Genomic DNA, 14,285 nt, shown 5'->3' with positions numbered 1-14,285 from the left:
TCCGCAGGTACCTGCAGCGTGCCGCACCGGACCACAGCCGATCCGGGACAAGGCTTGAAGTCGATGCGGTACGGCGATGTTGCGGTATCGGACTGTGCCGCCGACAAGAACGTCGTCGAAAGAAGTAGCCCTGAACTCAGGACAGCTAGCACTTTGCGAATTCGTCGGATGTTCATCGGAATCCCCACCCCCGCGTTCGACCCTCCTCGCCACCCACGACAGAGTCAATACAAAGGTGCAGTCTGGTTAAGGCCCCGAACATCTGAACCAGGGAGCTCTCATGGATGTTGGTATCGGTCTGCCGTCCACGATTCCGGGTATTCGCGCCCGGCTGATCCTGGATTGGGCGCAGGCTGCCGAGCAGGCCGGGTTTTCCACCCTGGGGACGCTCGACCGGCTGGTGTACGGGAATCTGGACGCAATACCCGCGCTGGCCGCCGCGGCGGCGGTGACCAGCCGGATCGGTCTGACGACAGCCATCATGATCGGCCCGTTCCGGGGCAACGGCGCCTTGCTGGCCAAGCAACTGGCCACCGTGGATCGCCTCTCCGACGGCCGGTTGACGGTTGGCATCGCGGTCGGAGGACGGCCGGACGACTTCGAGGCGACGGCAACGCCGTACGAGAAGCGTGGAAAGGCGTTCGACGCGGAACTCGCGGAGATGCGGGCGGTGTGGGCCGGTGAGTCGCGGGGGTACGCCGGTGCGATCGGGCCGGCCCCGGTACAACCAGGCGGTCCGCCGCTGCTCATCGGTGGTGGCTCTCCCGCCGCCTTCCGCCGGATGACGCAGTACGGCGCCGGCTGGATCCTCGGCGCGGGCGGTCCGGACGCCTTCGCGGCGGCAGCTGACACGGCCAGGGGTGCCTGGCGCGAGGCGGGACGTGAAGGCGAGCCGCGGCTGGCCGCCATCGGCTACGTGAGCCTCGGCGACGACGCCGAGGAGCACGCACGGCGCTACCTCGGCGACTACTACAGCTTCGCCGGTCCGTACGCCGAGCGGATCATCGCCAACGCCCTCACCACCCGGCAAGCAGTCGCGGACGCCGTCACCGGCTTCGCCGCCGCAGGCTGCGAAGAGCTGATCCTGTTCCCCGCCAACCCCGACCTCCACCAGATCGACCTGATCGCCGCCGCGACCGGCCTGATCTGAAGACCGACCGGGTTCAGCGGGTTCGGGCTACCTTGCGGGAGGCAACGGCCAGGTAGGGGCTCACGACCTCGCGGAACAGGTCGCTCGGTGGGAGGCCCAGTTCGCGGTCGAGCATGTCCCGGAATCGCTGGTAATGGTTGATGGCCTCAACGAGGTCGCCGTTGTCCAGGTGGATCTCGACGATCGTGCGGTGCGCGCTCTCGTGCAGCGGCTCGATGCTGATCGCGGCCCGCGCGGCCTGGAGGGCCTCATGGGTACGTCGTTGCCGTCGGCGCCGGTTCGCGAGGGCGTCGAGCGCGCCCAGCCGCAGGTACTGCAGTCGTTCGCGGGCGGCCAGCACCCAGTCGTCGTACCACCCAGGAAGTAGTTCCGAGGAGTGCAGTACGACGAGAGCGGCGTCCTCGGCCTCGTCGGTGGCCCGGTCGGGGTCGTCGCGGATCAGCAACTCGGCGCCGTCGAGGAAACGGTCGACGTCCACGACGACGTCGACCGCCAGAGACAGGGACGAGTCGCCGATCTCGAGCACCGGCGGTATGCCGGCATGCCGGTGCCGCAGCCGCCACAGGACCGCGCGAAGACGGGCGGCCGCGACCATGTCGGTGCAGTCCGGCCACAGCGTCGCGGCCGTCTGGGTCCGTGCGCAGCGGCCGTTGAGGGCGAGGAGCGCGATGAGGTGCTGCGGACCCGCCGGCAGATCGATCGGTCCCACCTTCTCGGCCGGCTGGTCGCCAACGGTCAGGAGCCAGTCGCCGAGCAACTGAAGTCGAAGATCGCTCTCTAACAACGTCCGCACCGCACGGCCTCCCCCTCGGGGTGCGACGGCGCGCGTCAGTCGAGCCTGCCCCCCGGCTGTGTTGCTCGAAGATGTCCCCGCTGTGGGTGACGGCTGAACCACCAACCGCAACGCACTCTCTGAAACATGGGACAGGAATGGCCGGATGTCAAGACTGACCGCCCGTTCGGCCGACGAACTCTTCGAGCCAGGCGCGGACCTCGCGGTAGACAGCCTCCGGCGAGGTCACCACCGAGGTCGTCTCGGCGTCGGCGCCCAGATCGGGCCGCTGGGTGATGCGCGCCTTGATCCCGGCCTCGTCGGTCGGCTCCCGCCAGACCCGGATCACCAGTGCCGCCGCGTCGGGCACGGGCTCGGACTGCGCGTGATCGGTCATGATCCACTCCCCCGGGAGTCATCCGACCGGCTGCCTGGTGTCGTGCGGGCTCGGACCACCGGGAGACTCACGATGAGCCCAACGATCCCCGAAGTAGGCCGTTACGTCGACCACTGTCTTCCTGACAACGCTGTGACAACGCCGGGACAACGCTGTGACAACACCCTGAGCATGCTGCCAGGCATCCACTGGCTGTGAGCACCGAACACGGCGGAGGGGGTGACTCATGAACGAGAAACTGACGGCGGTCGAACTCGACCTGGAGGAGATCCAGGTACTGCCGGAGCGGGAGGCGTTGGGTGGTTTCAACTACGCCAACATCTACGCGTCCAACACGGCGGTCGCGCTGAACGCGGCGTCGTACTGGTCGGTGGCGAAGGCCGCGGCCATTCAGACGATTGTGGTCAAGCAGCACTAGGCCGGCCGAATCGGGTGTGCGGGCGGCGATGACCGAGTGCGCCGCTCGCACGCCGCAGGAACGAGGGGGTTTCGATGACGGATCTCGGCAGGATCTCGGGTACGGACGTCGCCGGCCAGTCGGCCGAGCTGCTGCCCACGCGCGAGGCACTGGCACTGATCAACATCACCAACATCACGGCCGTCAATCTGGCGATCGCGGTGAATGCGGGGACGATCGGCTCGACCGCCACGGCCGCCGCACTGCAGCACCTGGCTGCGTTCCAGCGTTAGCTCCATCGGCGCACGGAACTGGCGGGGGGCCCGCGCCCCCCGCACTGGGGGGACAAACCGCATCGTGACAACGACAGAAGACCACCTCCGCGCGGTCCCGGTGCGCGGCGGACCCAGACCGAGCCGGGTGGGCGGCGTACGCCTGCTCGGGCGGTACGAGGGGTCCGGGTTCCGGGAAGAGCGCTATCTGGTCGAACGGTCCGACCGGCAGATGGTCCTGCTGACCAAGCTGCTGTACCTGATCGTGGAGAACGCCGACGGGCACTCGTCGACCGATCTGCTGGCCGACCGGGTGAGCCGCGCGTACGGTCACCGTCTCGATCCCGACGACCTGGTCCGCCTGATCAACGACAAGCTCGGTCCCTCCGGCCTGGTCGCGCTCTGGAACGGCGCGCCGGTGGGACAGGAGAAGGCGGATCCCCTGCTCGCGTTGAGCCTACGCGGCGTGCTGCTGCCGGCCGGTGCGGTCCGGACGATCGCACGGATCTTCGCGCCGCTGTTCCACCGGCCCGTGATCTTCGCGGTCCTGGCGGCCGTGATCGCCTTCGACATCTGGGTGCTCACCACCCTGTCGGCCTCGGACGTCTTCTCGTCCCTCGTCGATCCGGCCGGGGTGCTGGCCGTCCTGATTTTGTTGCTACTGGCAACGCTCTTCCACGAGTTCGGTCACGCGGCCGGCTGCCGGTACGGCGGCGCCAAGCCCGGACAGATCGGCGTCGGGCTCTATCTCTGGATCCCTGCCTTCTACACGAACGTGACCAGCGCCTACCGGCTCAACCGGGCCGGCCGGCTGCGGACCGATCTGGGTGGCGTCTACTTCAACGCGGTCTACATCGTGGTCGCGGCCGGGATGTACCTGTGGACCGGTTGGGCCCCACTGCTCGCGGTGATCGCGCTGTCCCACCTGGAGATCATCCAGCAACTGCTGCCGGTGGTTCGGTTCGACGGCTACTACATTCTGGGCGACCTGGCCGGCGTACCGAATCTCTTCGGGCACGTCCGGCCCATTCTGCGGAGCCTTCTGCCTGGCCGCCGGAACGATTCCGGTGTGGCGACGCTGCGGTTCCGGACCCGGATCGTGGTCACGACCTGGGTGCTGGTCACCGTCCCGGTCCTGCTCATCGGTCTGGGACTCATGACCTGGAACGCCCCTGGCTACCTCGCCGGGTTCTGGGATCGCGCGAGTGAGTTGTGGGCCGGCGTACGAACACTCGCCGCGGCCGGCCAGATCGGCGCGGCGGCGCTCTCGCTGCTGTCCCTGCTGGCGATCGCTCTCCCGATCGTCGGTCTGAGCGTCGTACTCGTCCGATCCCTGCTCCACGTCGTACGCGCGGTTCGAACCCGGCAGACCCCGCCGTCGCCGGCCGAGGAGGAACCGATGGACCACATCAGCGGGGCGAGCGGTGCTGCCCTGTTCACCGAGGACAAGATGCTCCGCCGGCGGATGACGCCGCCTCGGAACGGATGGCGGCACGGCCTGTACTTCGTCTCGAGCGGCCGGATCAACGTCGGCCCCAGCCTCGCCGAACAGCGCGAACTGGAGCGGATCGACCGAGTCCGTGCGGCCGTGCGCGGACCGCGCAGAGTGGTCACCTTGAGCCGTAAAGGCGGCGCCGGGAAGACCACGACCACTCTGATGCTGGGTCACACGCTCGCGATGCACCGCGGCGACCGGGTGGTCGCGCTCGACGCGAACCCTGACGCGGGCTCGCTCATCTATCGGGTCCGCCGCGAGTCCCCGGCCACGGTGACCAACCTCCTCGGCGAGCGCGATCTGATCACGAAGTACGCCGATCTGCGCGAGTACACCTCGCAGGCACCGAGCCGGCTCGAGGTGATCGCGTCCGACGACGACCCGACCATCAGCCAGGCGCTCGGCGACCGGGACTACCGCACTGTGCTCGACCTGCTCACCCAGCACTACAACCTGATCCTCGTCGATACCGGCACCGGCATCCTGGACGGCGCCATTCAGGGCATCCTGCGTGAGGCCGACCAGATCGTCGTCGTGATGCCACCCGCACTCGACGGTGCCCGGGTCGCGGCCGGGACGCTGGACTGGCTGGACCAGCACGGGCACGCCGACCTGGTGTCGTCCGCGGTCGCCGTGATCAACACGACGAGAGGCAAGCCGCGCTGGCTCCAGCTCGACGAGATCGAGAACCACTTCAACAGTCGCTGCGCCGGCACCGTCCGCATCCCGTGGGACCCGGCGCTCGACAGCGGAGCAGCGGTCGACCTCGACGACTTGCGCTCCGCGACCCGCGATGCCTACCTGGAACTGGCCGAACTGGTCGCCGGCGGATTCACCACGAACCGCTGGAGTCCCGTCTCGGTGGTTGACCCGTCCCTGACAGGCGAAGGAGCCTCATGACCATCAGCCGGCGACTCCAAACCATCACGATGATCGCGTCCCTCGTCCTGGGCGCGACCGGTACCGCAAGCCTCCTCACGTTCCGGAGCGGCCAGGACTTCGACCTGGTCGCGTCCGCCAACCCCGCGACACCAGGCAGCTCGGACACCGACCGGACCGCCATGTTCGAACGTGCCCGGGGCAAGCGAGCCCAGGCCGATGCCGTGGCCACCGCATCGGCCACCTGCGACTCGTGCAGCGCCAACGCTTCGGCAGTGCAGGTCATCTACGTGAACAAGGCGAAGAAGCGTACGGCGGACAACGTCGCGAACGCCTGGTCGAGTTGCAGCAACTGCCGAGCGACCAGCGTGTCCGTGCAGATCGTCGTGGTCCGGCCCGGTACGTCGGTCACCGCTCGAAACCGTGCCTTCGCGGTCAACGCGGCCTGTTCCGGCTGCACGACCTCGGCCGTCGCGGTGCAGATCGTAGTTGTCACGAGCAAGCACCGCGCGTTCTCGCGACACGGCCGGCAACAGCTCGAAGCGATGGCGCGAGAACTCGAGGCTCAGCTCTCGACCGGCAGCAAGGCGGCGCGCCTGACCGCGACGAAGAACAGCAGCGGTCTGACCGATATCGAAGCGTTGGTCCGCAAGGAGCTGAAGCCGACCAGCCTGAAGCCACAACTGAGCGTCAAGACCGGATGACCGGAGGTCCCCGATGTCTGCCCGCCGATGGACCGCTCTCGCGGTCGCACTCGTGGTCCCGCTGGTGCTGACCGGCTGCGAACCGATCAAGACCACGCCCGGCGCCGGCACAGGCGCCGGCGGCAGCAGCAGCGGGAGCGCCAAGGGCAAGGGGAAAACCACCACGCAGTCGGGTGCGACCGTCCGGATCACGGCGTCGAAGAAGACCTGCTGGGCGGGGCGGATCGGCGCGACGAGCAAGAAGGGCTGTGGATCCGCCACGTTCCAGGTCAAGGCTTCGAATGGCTCCTACACCGTCAACCTGCACAAGACGAAGGGCTCCGACGGCCTCAGCGTCGTACTGGTGGTCAACGGCAAGAAGGTCGACAGCGGCAAGATCAGCAGCAGCTCGACCGTCGTCGCGATCAGCTACGCCGGCAACTGACGCGTGGCCGAAAGAATGGTGAGTGCGTCGGCGAGCGAGCCGCGCCAGCAGACGTAGTCATGGCCGCCGTTGTACTCCGTGTACGTCAGGTCGTAGCCCTTGCTGCGCAGGATGGTTCGGAAGTGGCGGTTCGCGACCACCATGGACGGGCCGTCGTCGGGGGTCGAACCGCGCTCTTGCAGGCCGACCTCGAGATAGAACCGCACGGGCTGTCGTTCGGCCTCGGCGTACTGGCGGGTGAGCCACTCGTGTTCGTGGTCGTCGTCGGGGCTCCACCAGAACGATCCCGACTGCGAGATCACGTTGCCGAAGATGTCCGGGCGATTGAGCCCCGCGAACGCGGCGGCCTGACCGCCATGGCTCTGACCCGCCACGATCGTCCGCGCGGGATCGGTCGTGATCCGGTACTGCTCACGGACCCAGGGCAGCAGTTCGTTGGACAGGTACTCCAGGAAGGGTCCGCCGCAGGGGAGTTCGCGGTTGCGGACTTCCTGACTCAGGCTGTCGACGAGGACGGCCACCATCGGTGGGATGCGGCCGTCGTCGATGAGGTTGTCCAGGATCGTGGGGAAGGGAATCGGGCCGCGTACGACGTCGCCGTCGAACAGCACGAGCAGCGGATACGGTTCGTCGTCCGGTCGATAACCGGGCGGGGTGTAGATCCAGATGCGACGCTCGTTGCCGAGGATCTCGCTGCGGTGCAGCTGCTGGACGAGCTCGCCTGCGTTGCCGTCGGACCTCGGAGCGAGCCACGGCTGCGCTGGCGCAGCCGGTAGCTCGATCAACGACACCACAGTCTCGTCAGAGCCAAGGAATTCGTCCTCGGGATAGACGAACGTCGCCGGGTTGAGTGGATCGGTGAACCAGTGCGCCGTACGTTCCTGCCAGTCCTCCGCCTTGGACGCCGCACTGTCCACGTCATCGACGGCCAGACGGTAGGTGCAGCGCAGATCGGCGCGGACCCGGCAGGTGAGATACCAGACGTCGGTGCCGTCCAAGTGGTGCATCAGGTTGTCTGGTGCATCCCATCCTGCCGGCCCGCCGAACACCGAGACGCCGGCGACAGGTTCGCTCGACCGGTAGAGAAAAGTCAGCCAGACATCGTGCTCGTCATCCAGCACAGGCTCCACCAGAGGCGCACCCTGCTCGCTGACTTCGGCCCAGAACTCCTCAGTTCCGGCCGGCTCAAGTTTCTGCAGACGTGGGCTGTCGATCTCGTCGGCCATGCATCATCCCTTCGGCGTCGTCCCACCGTAGGACAATCCCGGCCCACCGACCCCTCGACCGAGCGTCGCCCTCAGTTCACAACAGAAGATCGAGAGTTATGCGCCGCGGACCAGGCGGTCGCCGAGGTCTGAGCGGCGGTAGAGGACGGAGCGGCCGTGCCGTGCTGAGATGAGGAGACCGGCTGCGCGCAGTGCACGCAGATGCTGGTTGACCGCGGTCGGCGTGACGTCCAGGCGCACAGCGAGCTCGGTCGACGACGTCGGCGTCTCGAGGAGTGCCATCAGCCGAGCGCGGACGCGGCCGATCAGGCCGACCAGGGCAGTGGCCGGCGTGTTCGTCTCGGTCTCCCAAAGCGTTGCGAGGCCGCGTGCCGGGTACATGATGTGCGGTGGCTCGTCGGGGGAGATGGGCGCCGTCGCCCGCCTGCTGAACAGCGAGGGGGCGAGCGTGAGGCCGCGGCCGGCGGTGGAGGTGCGGTACGAGAGGTCGCTGCGCAGCAGCACGTACACAACGGTCCCCTCGAGGCGAACATGCCGGTCGAGGTCGGCGAACATCACTGCGAGGCCGGATTGCGCTGTGACCCGGCCGCGGTAGACGACGTCGGCCTCGAGCACGGTCCGCATGCGTTGCCAGTGCGGCTCGAAACATGCCTCCCAGTAGTCTCGGAGCGCCGCCAGGACACGGCTGAGTACCCTGTCCGGCCGGCCTCGAAGTACCGCGGGCAGCGCGGCCGGGTGGACCTCTGCCAGATCCGCCCGTACGACGCCGCCCGGTGTGCCGGTCAGGGCCGCGAACTCGTCGTCGATCCTGCCGAGCGGGGTGTACGGCCGCGGGGTGAGGAAGTCCGGCGTCCACAGCGATTCGTTCGTCAGGGCGCGGAGCAGCTCCAGGTCGAGCCTGGCGCGCGCCGCCTCGGTGGCTCGCAGCCAGGGCAGCTGCAGCGGGAACCGGCCCGGATCGCGCAGCGTCCGCAGCGACAGGACCAGCTCGTTCAGCGGCGAGATCGCGAAGCGCACCTCGCCGAGGTCGTTGCCGACGAGCTCGTACTCGATCATGAAGCAATACGCTACATCGATGGTGTCGCCGAGCACCGGATGCGACAACTGACGCGTGCCCGCACTCCTCCACGATCCCGTCGAACGCGCGCTCGCCTCCGCCGTGGCCGCCTTGTCACTCTCCCGGGGGATGTTCTTCGCGGTCAGCGCGCTGTACTTCACCCGCGGGGTGGGACTGTCTGCGGCTGCCGTCGGGATCGGCCTGGCCGTCGCCGGAGGAGTCGGCGTCCTGGCGTCGTACGCCGGTGGGTGGCTGAGCGACCGGTGTGGCGCCGATCGGCTGCAGCAGTGGGCCCTCGCCGCGAACGGCCTCGCGCTGCTGGGGTACGCCCTGGCCCGCGACCTTGGCACCTTTGTGCTCGTCGCGGCCTGCGTCTCCGGCTCCCGCGGCCTGCAGAGCACTGCCCAGATGACGCTGCTCGCCCGATGGTTCGTCGGCCCGGAGCGGGTTGTTGTCCGCGCTCGGCTGCGGGTGGTGATGAACGTCGGTATCGGCATCGGCACCCTGCTTGCCGGACTGGCCCTGATCGTCGACACGGCAACGGCGTACCGCCTGACTGTGGTCGTGGTCGGCGCCGTCACAATCCTCGGCACGATCCCACTGGCCGGTCTGCGCCGGAGAGTATCCGGGCTGGCCGAGCGAATGGACGCCTCCGCGGGCGCCGAGGCGCCACGCGGACCTTCGCCTCTCAAAGATCGGACGTACGTCGTCTCGACCGTTCTCAACGCCGTACTCGCCATCCACTTCGGGCTGACGTCGGTCGGCATACCGCTGTGGGTGGCGGATCACACCGAGGCTCCGACCGTCGTGGTGTCGGCGCTCCTCGTGGTCAACACCGCCTACGTGGCGCTCTTCCAGGTCCGCGCGTCCCGCGGCACCCAGGACCTGCGCACGGCCGGACGATCGGCGCGTCGAGCCGGCCTGCTCCTGCTCCTCGCCTGCCTGCTCTTCGCCCTCGCAGGTCACCTCGGCGCCGCTGCGGCGACCGGCGTCCTCGTGCTCGGCGCGCTCGCCTCCTCCGCAGGCGAGACGCGCGGCGAAGCCGGGAGCTGGGGGATGGCGTTCGAGCTCGCCGACCCTGCCCGCGCCGGCGCCTACCAGGGGCTCAGCCAGACCGGCCTCGCGCTCGCCCTGATGCTCAGCCCGGCAGTCGTCACCACAACCGCTATCGACCACGGCACAGCGGGCTGGATCGCGCTCGGTGCGCTGTTCGCGGCCACCGGCACCACAATCGCGGTCGTCGCGAACCGCGCCGCGGCGAGCAGAGCCAGGACCGCCGTTACTCCCAGCGCAAGCCACAGTTGACCATCGCCCACTCCTCGGGCCCCACGTTGTAGTGTCATGCCAGTTCAGCAGGCCTTGGTGCCTCGAACCGCGTGACCGGAGGAGTCGATGCTGGGATGACGGCAGAGCGATCGATGCCCACTCAGGACGACGTATTCGGGTACTTCGACTCGCTGTCGAACTGGGGACGGTGGGGCGACGACGACGAGCTCGGCACTCTGAACCTCATCACCGACGACGTTCGGCTGGCGGCGGCACGGGCCGTGCGCCACGGCAGGAGCGTGTCGTGCGGATGGGAGGTCGCCGTACCGGAAGAAATGGAGCGGTCGACGACGTCGTGCCCGTGCGCCGCCGACATGCCGGGCGCCGAGCACATGCCGGAGCACTTCCGCAACGACCGGCGCTGGGGCTTCTCGAACGAGCGGCTCGGCATCTTCTTCCACGGCAACACGATCACCCACCTGGATTCGCCGTGCCACATCTTCTGGGACGGCACGATGTACAACGGGCGGTCGCATTCGCTGGTCGACGCCGAGACGGGGTCAGCGTGGGCGGCGGTCACGGCGGCGGCGAACGGGATCGTCACGCGGGGTGTCCTGCTGGACATCGCGACGGTCCGCGATGTGCCGTGGCTGGAACCGGGTGAGGGTGTGTTTCCCGAGGATCTCGAGGAGGCCGAGCGTCGCCAGGGTGTGCAGGTGCGATCCGGCGACGCCGTACTCCTGCGGACCGGCTATGGCCGCGCTCGACACGAGGCCGGTGCGGCCGGCGGTTTCACGCAGGCCGGCTGGCACGCGTCCTGCCTGCCGTGGCTGCATGAACGGGAGGTCGCGCTGATCGGCGCTGACACCCCCCAGGACGTTCAGCCGTCGGGGTACGACGACGTCCTGATGCCGGTTCACGCCGTGAGCCTCGTCGCGATGGGCCTGTGGATGCTCGACAACTGCGACCTGGAGGCGTGCGCGACAACAGCCGCCGAGCTCGGCCAATGGGACTTCCAACTAGCACTCGCCCCCATCCGCCTCGCCGCCACCTCCGGCAGCCCCGTCAACCCCATCGCCGCCTTCTGACCGCAGACCTCCCGGCTAACGCTGGCGGCCGGCTTCACCGTCGGCAAGTCGGCCAGTCCTCGTCACCGGACACTCGGGTGCTCTGACAGGCTGCGTTCACGGTTGGCGGTCTGGTGCGTTGATTGGCGGGCCCGCCGCGGGTGCGCTGGCGGCGGCATGTCTGGCGTGGCGCCAGCTGTGGATGACCCAGACCACCCCCAGGAGGGCGATGACGGCCAGGGCGCCGTCGTACGTCCCCTGGAAGACCCACTGCTCTCGTTGGGTCGGGGAACTCTCCCAGTAGGTGCCGTCCGGCCAATCGGCGATCCATCCGTTGCCGGTGAGTCCCTGGGTGATCCAGATTCCCCAGCCGTACGACGCGTCCCACGCTCCATGGAGCGCCGAGACGCCCAGGAACGTCCAGATCACTCGCGGAGTAACGCGGAACCCGCCCTTGGGTGGTGCGGCAGCGGCGAAGAGAGCACCGCCGAGCAGCGCGGTCCAGGTCAGGTGGCCGAAGGGTGCGAGCATGGCTCGCGACACCTCGGTTTGCAGAATGCTCAGCTCGGGATGGTCATTGGTGTGCTGAATGTATGCCCAGAAGGCGTACCCCGTGCTCTCGAAGGCGGCGAAGCCGGCACCGACCGTGGCCCCCAGGACCATTCCACCGTGCACTGTCCGTTGGGGGACCCGCCAAGCGACTGCCACCAGCACCGCACCCTTCGAGATTTCCTCGATCGCGCCGACGCCGAAGAAGCCGAGCGCGTTCCCCACCGGCCCGGCCCCGGTCGGCAGCAGGTAGATCTCCGTCACGGCGGACACGACCACCCCGATCGTCCCGGCCGCGAGGAACCCCTTGAGGACCACGTTGGTGGTCAGGCGACAGTCGTCCAGACGAGCCAGCGCGAAGGTCACGACCGTGACCGGCACCAGAAAGCTGCCGATCAGGAACAGGGTCGGAATCAGGATCGCGTCCCCGGTGAGCGCCGTCACGCCGGCCGCCAGCACCCAGACCAGCGCGCCGGCCACCAGCACCGCGACCCACGCGCGCTTCCCAGGAGCGATCGGCAACCTCAACGATTGATCGGCCACGGCAGAACGCTGACAGCCAAACCCCCAAGCCGCCTCCTCCCAAGAGGGTGATTCCTCCCGCACCACCCCGCAACCGACTCCGCGATCCCCTTCCGCCGCTCACGGAGCAGGAGCGGTGATGACTCCGGCCACGCGACGCACCGAACCCGCCCAGGTCCTGGACTTGACTTGGAGTGCGCTCTAGGTCCTAGCGTTCGACGGCATGAAGACACGACCTCTTGGACGCTCCGGAATTCAGATCAGCGCCCTCGGCTTGGGCGCTTGGTCCATCGCTGGGCCGATCACGAGGGACGGAAAGCCGGTCTCGTGGGGCGAGGTCGACGACGACGAGTCGGTCCGCGCCATTCATCACGCCCTCGAGCTGGGCGTGACGTTCTTCGACACCGCCGATGCATACGGCGCTGGGCACAGTGAGCGTGTCCTCGGACGAGCTCTTGGTGGCCGGCGGGACCAGGTGGTCATCGCGACGAAGTTCGGTCACCTCTACGACGAATCCCGGCGCACGCTCGCCGGTACCGACACCTCACCCGATTACATACGCCGGGCCTGCGAGGCGTCGCTGCAGCGGCTGGACACCGACTACATCGACCTCTACCAGCTGCACTGCGGCACCGACTCCGACGGGGAGAGTCTGGCGATCCGTGATGTGCTCGAGGAGCTTGTCGAGGCGGGCAAGATCCGGGCGTACGGCTGGAGTACGGACGACGTCGCGCAGGCCGAGCTCTTCTCGGGCGGGGACCATTGCACCGCGGTACAGCACGACATGAACCTGCTCCAGGATGCCCCCGACATGATCGCCAGCTGCGAGAAGCACGGCCTGGCTAGCATCAACCGCGGCCCTCTGGCGCGCGGTCTGCTCACCGGGAAGTACACGGCCGACTCACGCTTGCCCGACGGCGACCTGCGCTCACGGAACTTTCCCTGGATGCTGCACTTCGTCGACGGCAAGCCGAACCCCGACTCACTCGCCAAACTCGACGCCGTCCGCGAGATCCTGCGCAGCGACGGCCGGTCACTCGCGCAGGGAGCGCTCGCCTGGATCTGGGCACGCAGCGACTGCACCATTCCGATTCCGGGCTTCAAGACCATCGCACAGGTCGAAGACAACGCCGGCGCCCTGGCATACGGTCCGCTCACCCCAGACCAAATGACCGAGATCGAAACCCTACTGAGCCGACCAAGCTGACTGCCTGTAGAAGTCGCAGGCCCAACTGACTGCCCTACCGAAGGAGCCTCCGAGAGCGCCACGGATGGTTCCGCCGGCCACTCCCTGTTGCTGAGCGAGCTGCTTGATGGGCGACAGTGACGTCCCTTTCCGCCAGCAACCCGGACTCGATGGCAGCACTTGGTCTGGTCGCGATCACCTCGTAGGCCGCCCACGGCGAGCGCCAGACCCGTTCACTCTCGCCGAGCTGTTGTCGATGGCTCGGCATGCGGTGTTCGGTGAACGACCGTCTATCGCAATGGTGACGGCAGCGACGGAGCTCGGCGTAGTACGAGCCGAGGGCATCGGCATCGACTGCGCCGACCTCAACGTGCCCGATCAGCGGTGCAATGTGGTTCCGCACGTACGTGCGGTAGGTGCGCCGTGTGGTCCCCTCCAGCTCGGCCAGCTCTAGGCGCCACTCGATCAGCTGGCTCAGACTCGAGCTGGTCCGAGCTGCCGACGTTCGTCGACCTGGCTCCGCAGTCGCCGAATGGCGCCCCCGGCAACTTCTGCCGCATTCGGCGTGTTGCCCGAGATGTCCCGCGGAGGTAGTGGCGGCGTTTCGTGTCCGGATCGATGCCGGCGTAGACGACAACCCGGAGCCCGCCGCCGGGCACCTCCTCCACAGAGCCGCGGGCGCGCTGGCGCCCCTTCGCGGCCTCTGCCATGGCCGTCAGCGCAGCGACTCGCACCACGCTTGCTCCCACTACACCGAATGTGGTGGCGACACCCGTTCTTCAGGAAGACCCGAATCACTTGCTAGAGGCGATTCCGGATTGGTAGGCCTGAGCACCTTCGGTTGATGGGTGACGGATCTGCTTCGGTAGATCGTTGACACTCAGGTTTGTAGTTTATGGCGACGTTGGCCGCCGGGGACGGA

Annotated in this window: 14 protein-coding genes; 9 read left to right on the top strand and 5 right to left on the bottom strand. The window is 68.1% G+C overall.

The features are described from left to right. Positions 1-280: 280 nt before the first annotated feature. On the top strand, positions 281-1,150 hold the full coding sequence (locus ACGFH6_RS36565) for an LLM class flavin-dependent oxidoreductase (protein ID WP_393393642.1): 870 nt from the start codon (positions 281-283) through the stop codon (positions 1,148-1,150). A gap of 13 nt (positions 1,151-1,163) precedes the next feature. Here the strand turns inward: ACGFH6_RS36565 and ACGFH6_RS36560 are convergent, their stop codons facing one another. Both ACGFH6_RS36560 and ACGFH6_RS36555 read right to left on the bottom strand, forming a co-directional pair. Further along, complete coding sequence (locus ACGFH6_RS36560; protein ID WP_393393640.1) at positions 1,164-1,943, bottom strand: BTAD domain-containing putative transcriptional regulator; 780 nt, start codon at positions 1,941-1,943, stop codon at positions 1,164-1,166. Positions 1,944-2,091: 148 nt separating this feature from the next. Further along, the gene (locus ACGFH6_RS36555) at positions 2,092-2,319 is read right to left on the bottom strand and encodes a hypothetical protein (protein ID WP_393393637.1); all 228 of its coding nucleotides are present in this window, start codon (positions 2,317-2,319) and stop codon (positions 2,092-2,094) included. Positions 2,320-2,545: 226 nt separating this feature from the next. Between ACGFH6_RS36555 and ACGFH6_RS36550 the strand changes: the two genes are divergently transcribed. The 5 genes from ACGFH6_RS36550 (at position 2,546) to ACGFH6_RS36530 (ending at position 6,490) form a co-directional block, all read left to right on the top strand. Continuing rightward, positions 2,546-2,737 (top strand): hypothetical protein, encoded by a 192-nt coding sequence (locus tag ACGFH6_RS36550; RefSeq protein ID WP_131366020.1) that lies wholly within the window; start codon positions 2,546-2,548, stop codon positions 2,735-2,737. 74 nt (positions 2,738-2,811) lie between these two features. Beyond that, positions 2,812-3,009 (top strand): hypothetical protein, encoded by a 198-nt coding sequence (locus ACGFH6_RS36545; RefSeq protein WP_360443025.1) that lies wholly within the window; start codon positions 2,812-2,814, stop codon positions 3,007-3,009. Between the two features lie 64 nt (positions 3,010-3,073). Next, positions 3,074-5,383, top strand: coding sequence for a MinD/ParA family protein (locus tag ACGFH6_RS36540; protein WP_393393632.1), 2,310 nt, complete (start codon positions 3,074-3,076; stop codon positions 5,381-5,383). After that, entirely contained in the window at positions 5,380-6,066 is a 687-nt protein-coding gene (locus ACGFH6_RS36535) for a hypothetical protein (RefSeq protein ID WP_393393629.1), read from the top strand. Before ACGFH6_RS36540 ends, ACGFH6_RS36535 begins: the two co-directional genes overlap by 4 nt. A gap of 13 nt (positions 6,067-6,079) precedes the next feature. Continuing rightward, on the top strand, positions 6,080-6,490 hold the full coding sequence (locus tag ACGFH6_RS36530) for a hypothetical protein (protein ID WP_393393627.1): 411 nt from the start codon (positions 6,080-6,082) through the stop codon (positions 6,488-6,490). Here ACGFH6_RS36530 and fes read toward each other — a convergent pair. After that, positions 6,475-7,716, bottom strand: coding sequence for an enterochelin esterase (gene fes / locus ACGFH6_RS36525; RefSeq protein ID WP_393393624.1), 1,242 nt, complete (start codon positions 7,714-7,716; stop codon positions 6,475-6,477). The two genes, ACGFH6_RS36530 and fes, sit on opposite strands and share 16 nt — an antisense overlap. Positions 7,717-7,812: 96 nt before the next feature. Beyond that, a complete protein-coding gene (locus ACGFH6_RS36520; RefSeq protein WP_393393621.1) occupies positions 7,813-8,772 on the bottom strand; it encodes a helix-turn-helix domain-containing protein in 960 nt (319 codons plus the stop codon). A 55-nt stretch (positions 8,773-8,827) separates the two neighbouring features. Here ACGFH6_RS36520 and ACGFH6_RS36515 point away from each other — a divergent pair, with 55 nt between their 5' ends. Together ACGFH6_RS36515 and ACGFH6_RS36510 are read left to right on the top strand one after the other, a co-directional pair. Continuing rightward, positions 8,828-10,078, top strand: a complete 1,251-nt coding sequence (locus ACGFH6_RS36515; RefSeq protein WP_393393618.1) for an MFS transporter — start codon at positions 8,828-8,830, stop codon at positions 10,076-10,078. A 95-nt stretch (positions 10,079-10,173) separates the two neighbouring features. Beyond that, positions 10,174-11,127, top strand: a complete 954-nt coding sequence (locus ACGFH6_RS36510; protein ID WP_393393615.1) for a cyclase family protein — start codon at positions 10,174-10,176, stop codon at positions 11,125-11,127. 96 nt (positions 11,128-11,223) lie between these two features. Here the strand turns inward: ACGFH6_RS36510 and ACGFH6_RS36505 are convergent, their stop codons facing one another. Beyond that, entirely contained in the window at positions 11,224-12,198 is a 975-nt protein-coding gene (locus ACGFH6_RS36505) for a PrsW family glutamic-type intramembrane protease (protein ID WP_393393612.1), read from the bottom strand. A 202-nt stretch (positions 12,199-12,400) separates the two neighbouring features. On the opposite strand from ACGFH6_RS36505, the gene ACGFH6_RS36500 reads away from it, so the two are divergent. Beyond that, positions 12,401-13,384 carry an aldo/keto reductase gene (locus tag ACGFH6_RS36500; RefSeq protein ID WP_393393609.1) on the top strand — a complete coding sequence of 328 codons (984 nt, stop codon included), beginning with the start codon at positions 12,401-12,403 and terminating at the stop codon, positions 13,382-13,384. Positions 13,385-14,285 lie beyond the last annotated feature (901 nt).

The sequence above is a fragment of the Kribbella sp. NPDC049227 genome, from assembly GCF_043197265.1.
In the GTDB taxonomy this organism is placed as follows: domain Bacteria; phylum Actinomycetota; class Actinomycetes; order Propionibacteriales; family Kribbellaceae; genus Kribbella.
This window is presented reverse-complemented; position numbering and strand designations above follow the sequence as displayed.

Coding starts and splice junctions, on each gene's coding strand:
- ACGFH6_RS36565 (WP_393393642.1), top strand. CDS start 281: ATGGATGTTGGTATCGGTCTGCCGTCCACGATTCCGGGTATTCGCGCC.
- ACGFH6_RS36555 (WP_393393637.1), bottom strand. CDS start 2,319: ATGACCGATCACGCGCAGTCCGAGCCCGTGCCCGACGCGGCGGCACTG.
- ACGFH6_RS36550 (WP_131366020.1), top strand. CDS start 2,546: ATGAACGAGAAACTGACGGCGGTCGAACTCGACCTGGAGGAGATCCAG.
- ACGFH6_RS36545 (WP_360443025.1), top strand. CDS start 2,812: ATGACGGATCTCGGCAGGATCTCGGGTACGGACGTCGCCGGCCAGTCG.
- ACGFH6_RS36535 (WP_393393629.1), top strand. CDS start 5,380: ATGACCATCAGCCGGCGACTCCAAACCATCACGATGATCGCGTCCCTC.
- ACGFH6_RS36530 (WP_393393627.1), top strand. CDS start 6,080: ATGTCTGCCCGCCGATGGACCGCTCTCGCGGTCGCACTCGTGGTCCCG.
- fes (WP_393393624.1), bottom strand. CDS start 7,716: ATGGCCGACGAGATCGACAGCCCACGTCTGCAGAAACTTGAGCCGGCC.
- ACGFH6_RS36520 (WP_393393621.1), bottom strand. CDS start 8,772: ATGATCGAGTACGAGCTCGTCGGCAACGACCTCGGCGAGGTGCGCTTC.
- ACGFH6_RS36510 (WP_393393615.1), top strand. CDS start 10,174: ATGACGGCAGAGCGATCGATGCCCACTCAGGACGACGTATTCGGGTAC.
- ACGFH6_RS36500 (WP_393393609.1), top strand. CDS start 12,401: ATGAAGACACGACCTCTTGGACGCTCCGGAATTCAGATCAGCGCCCTC.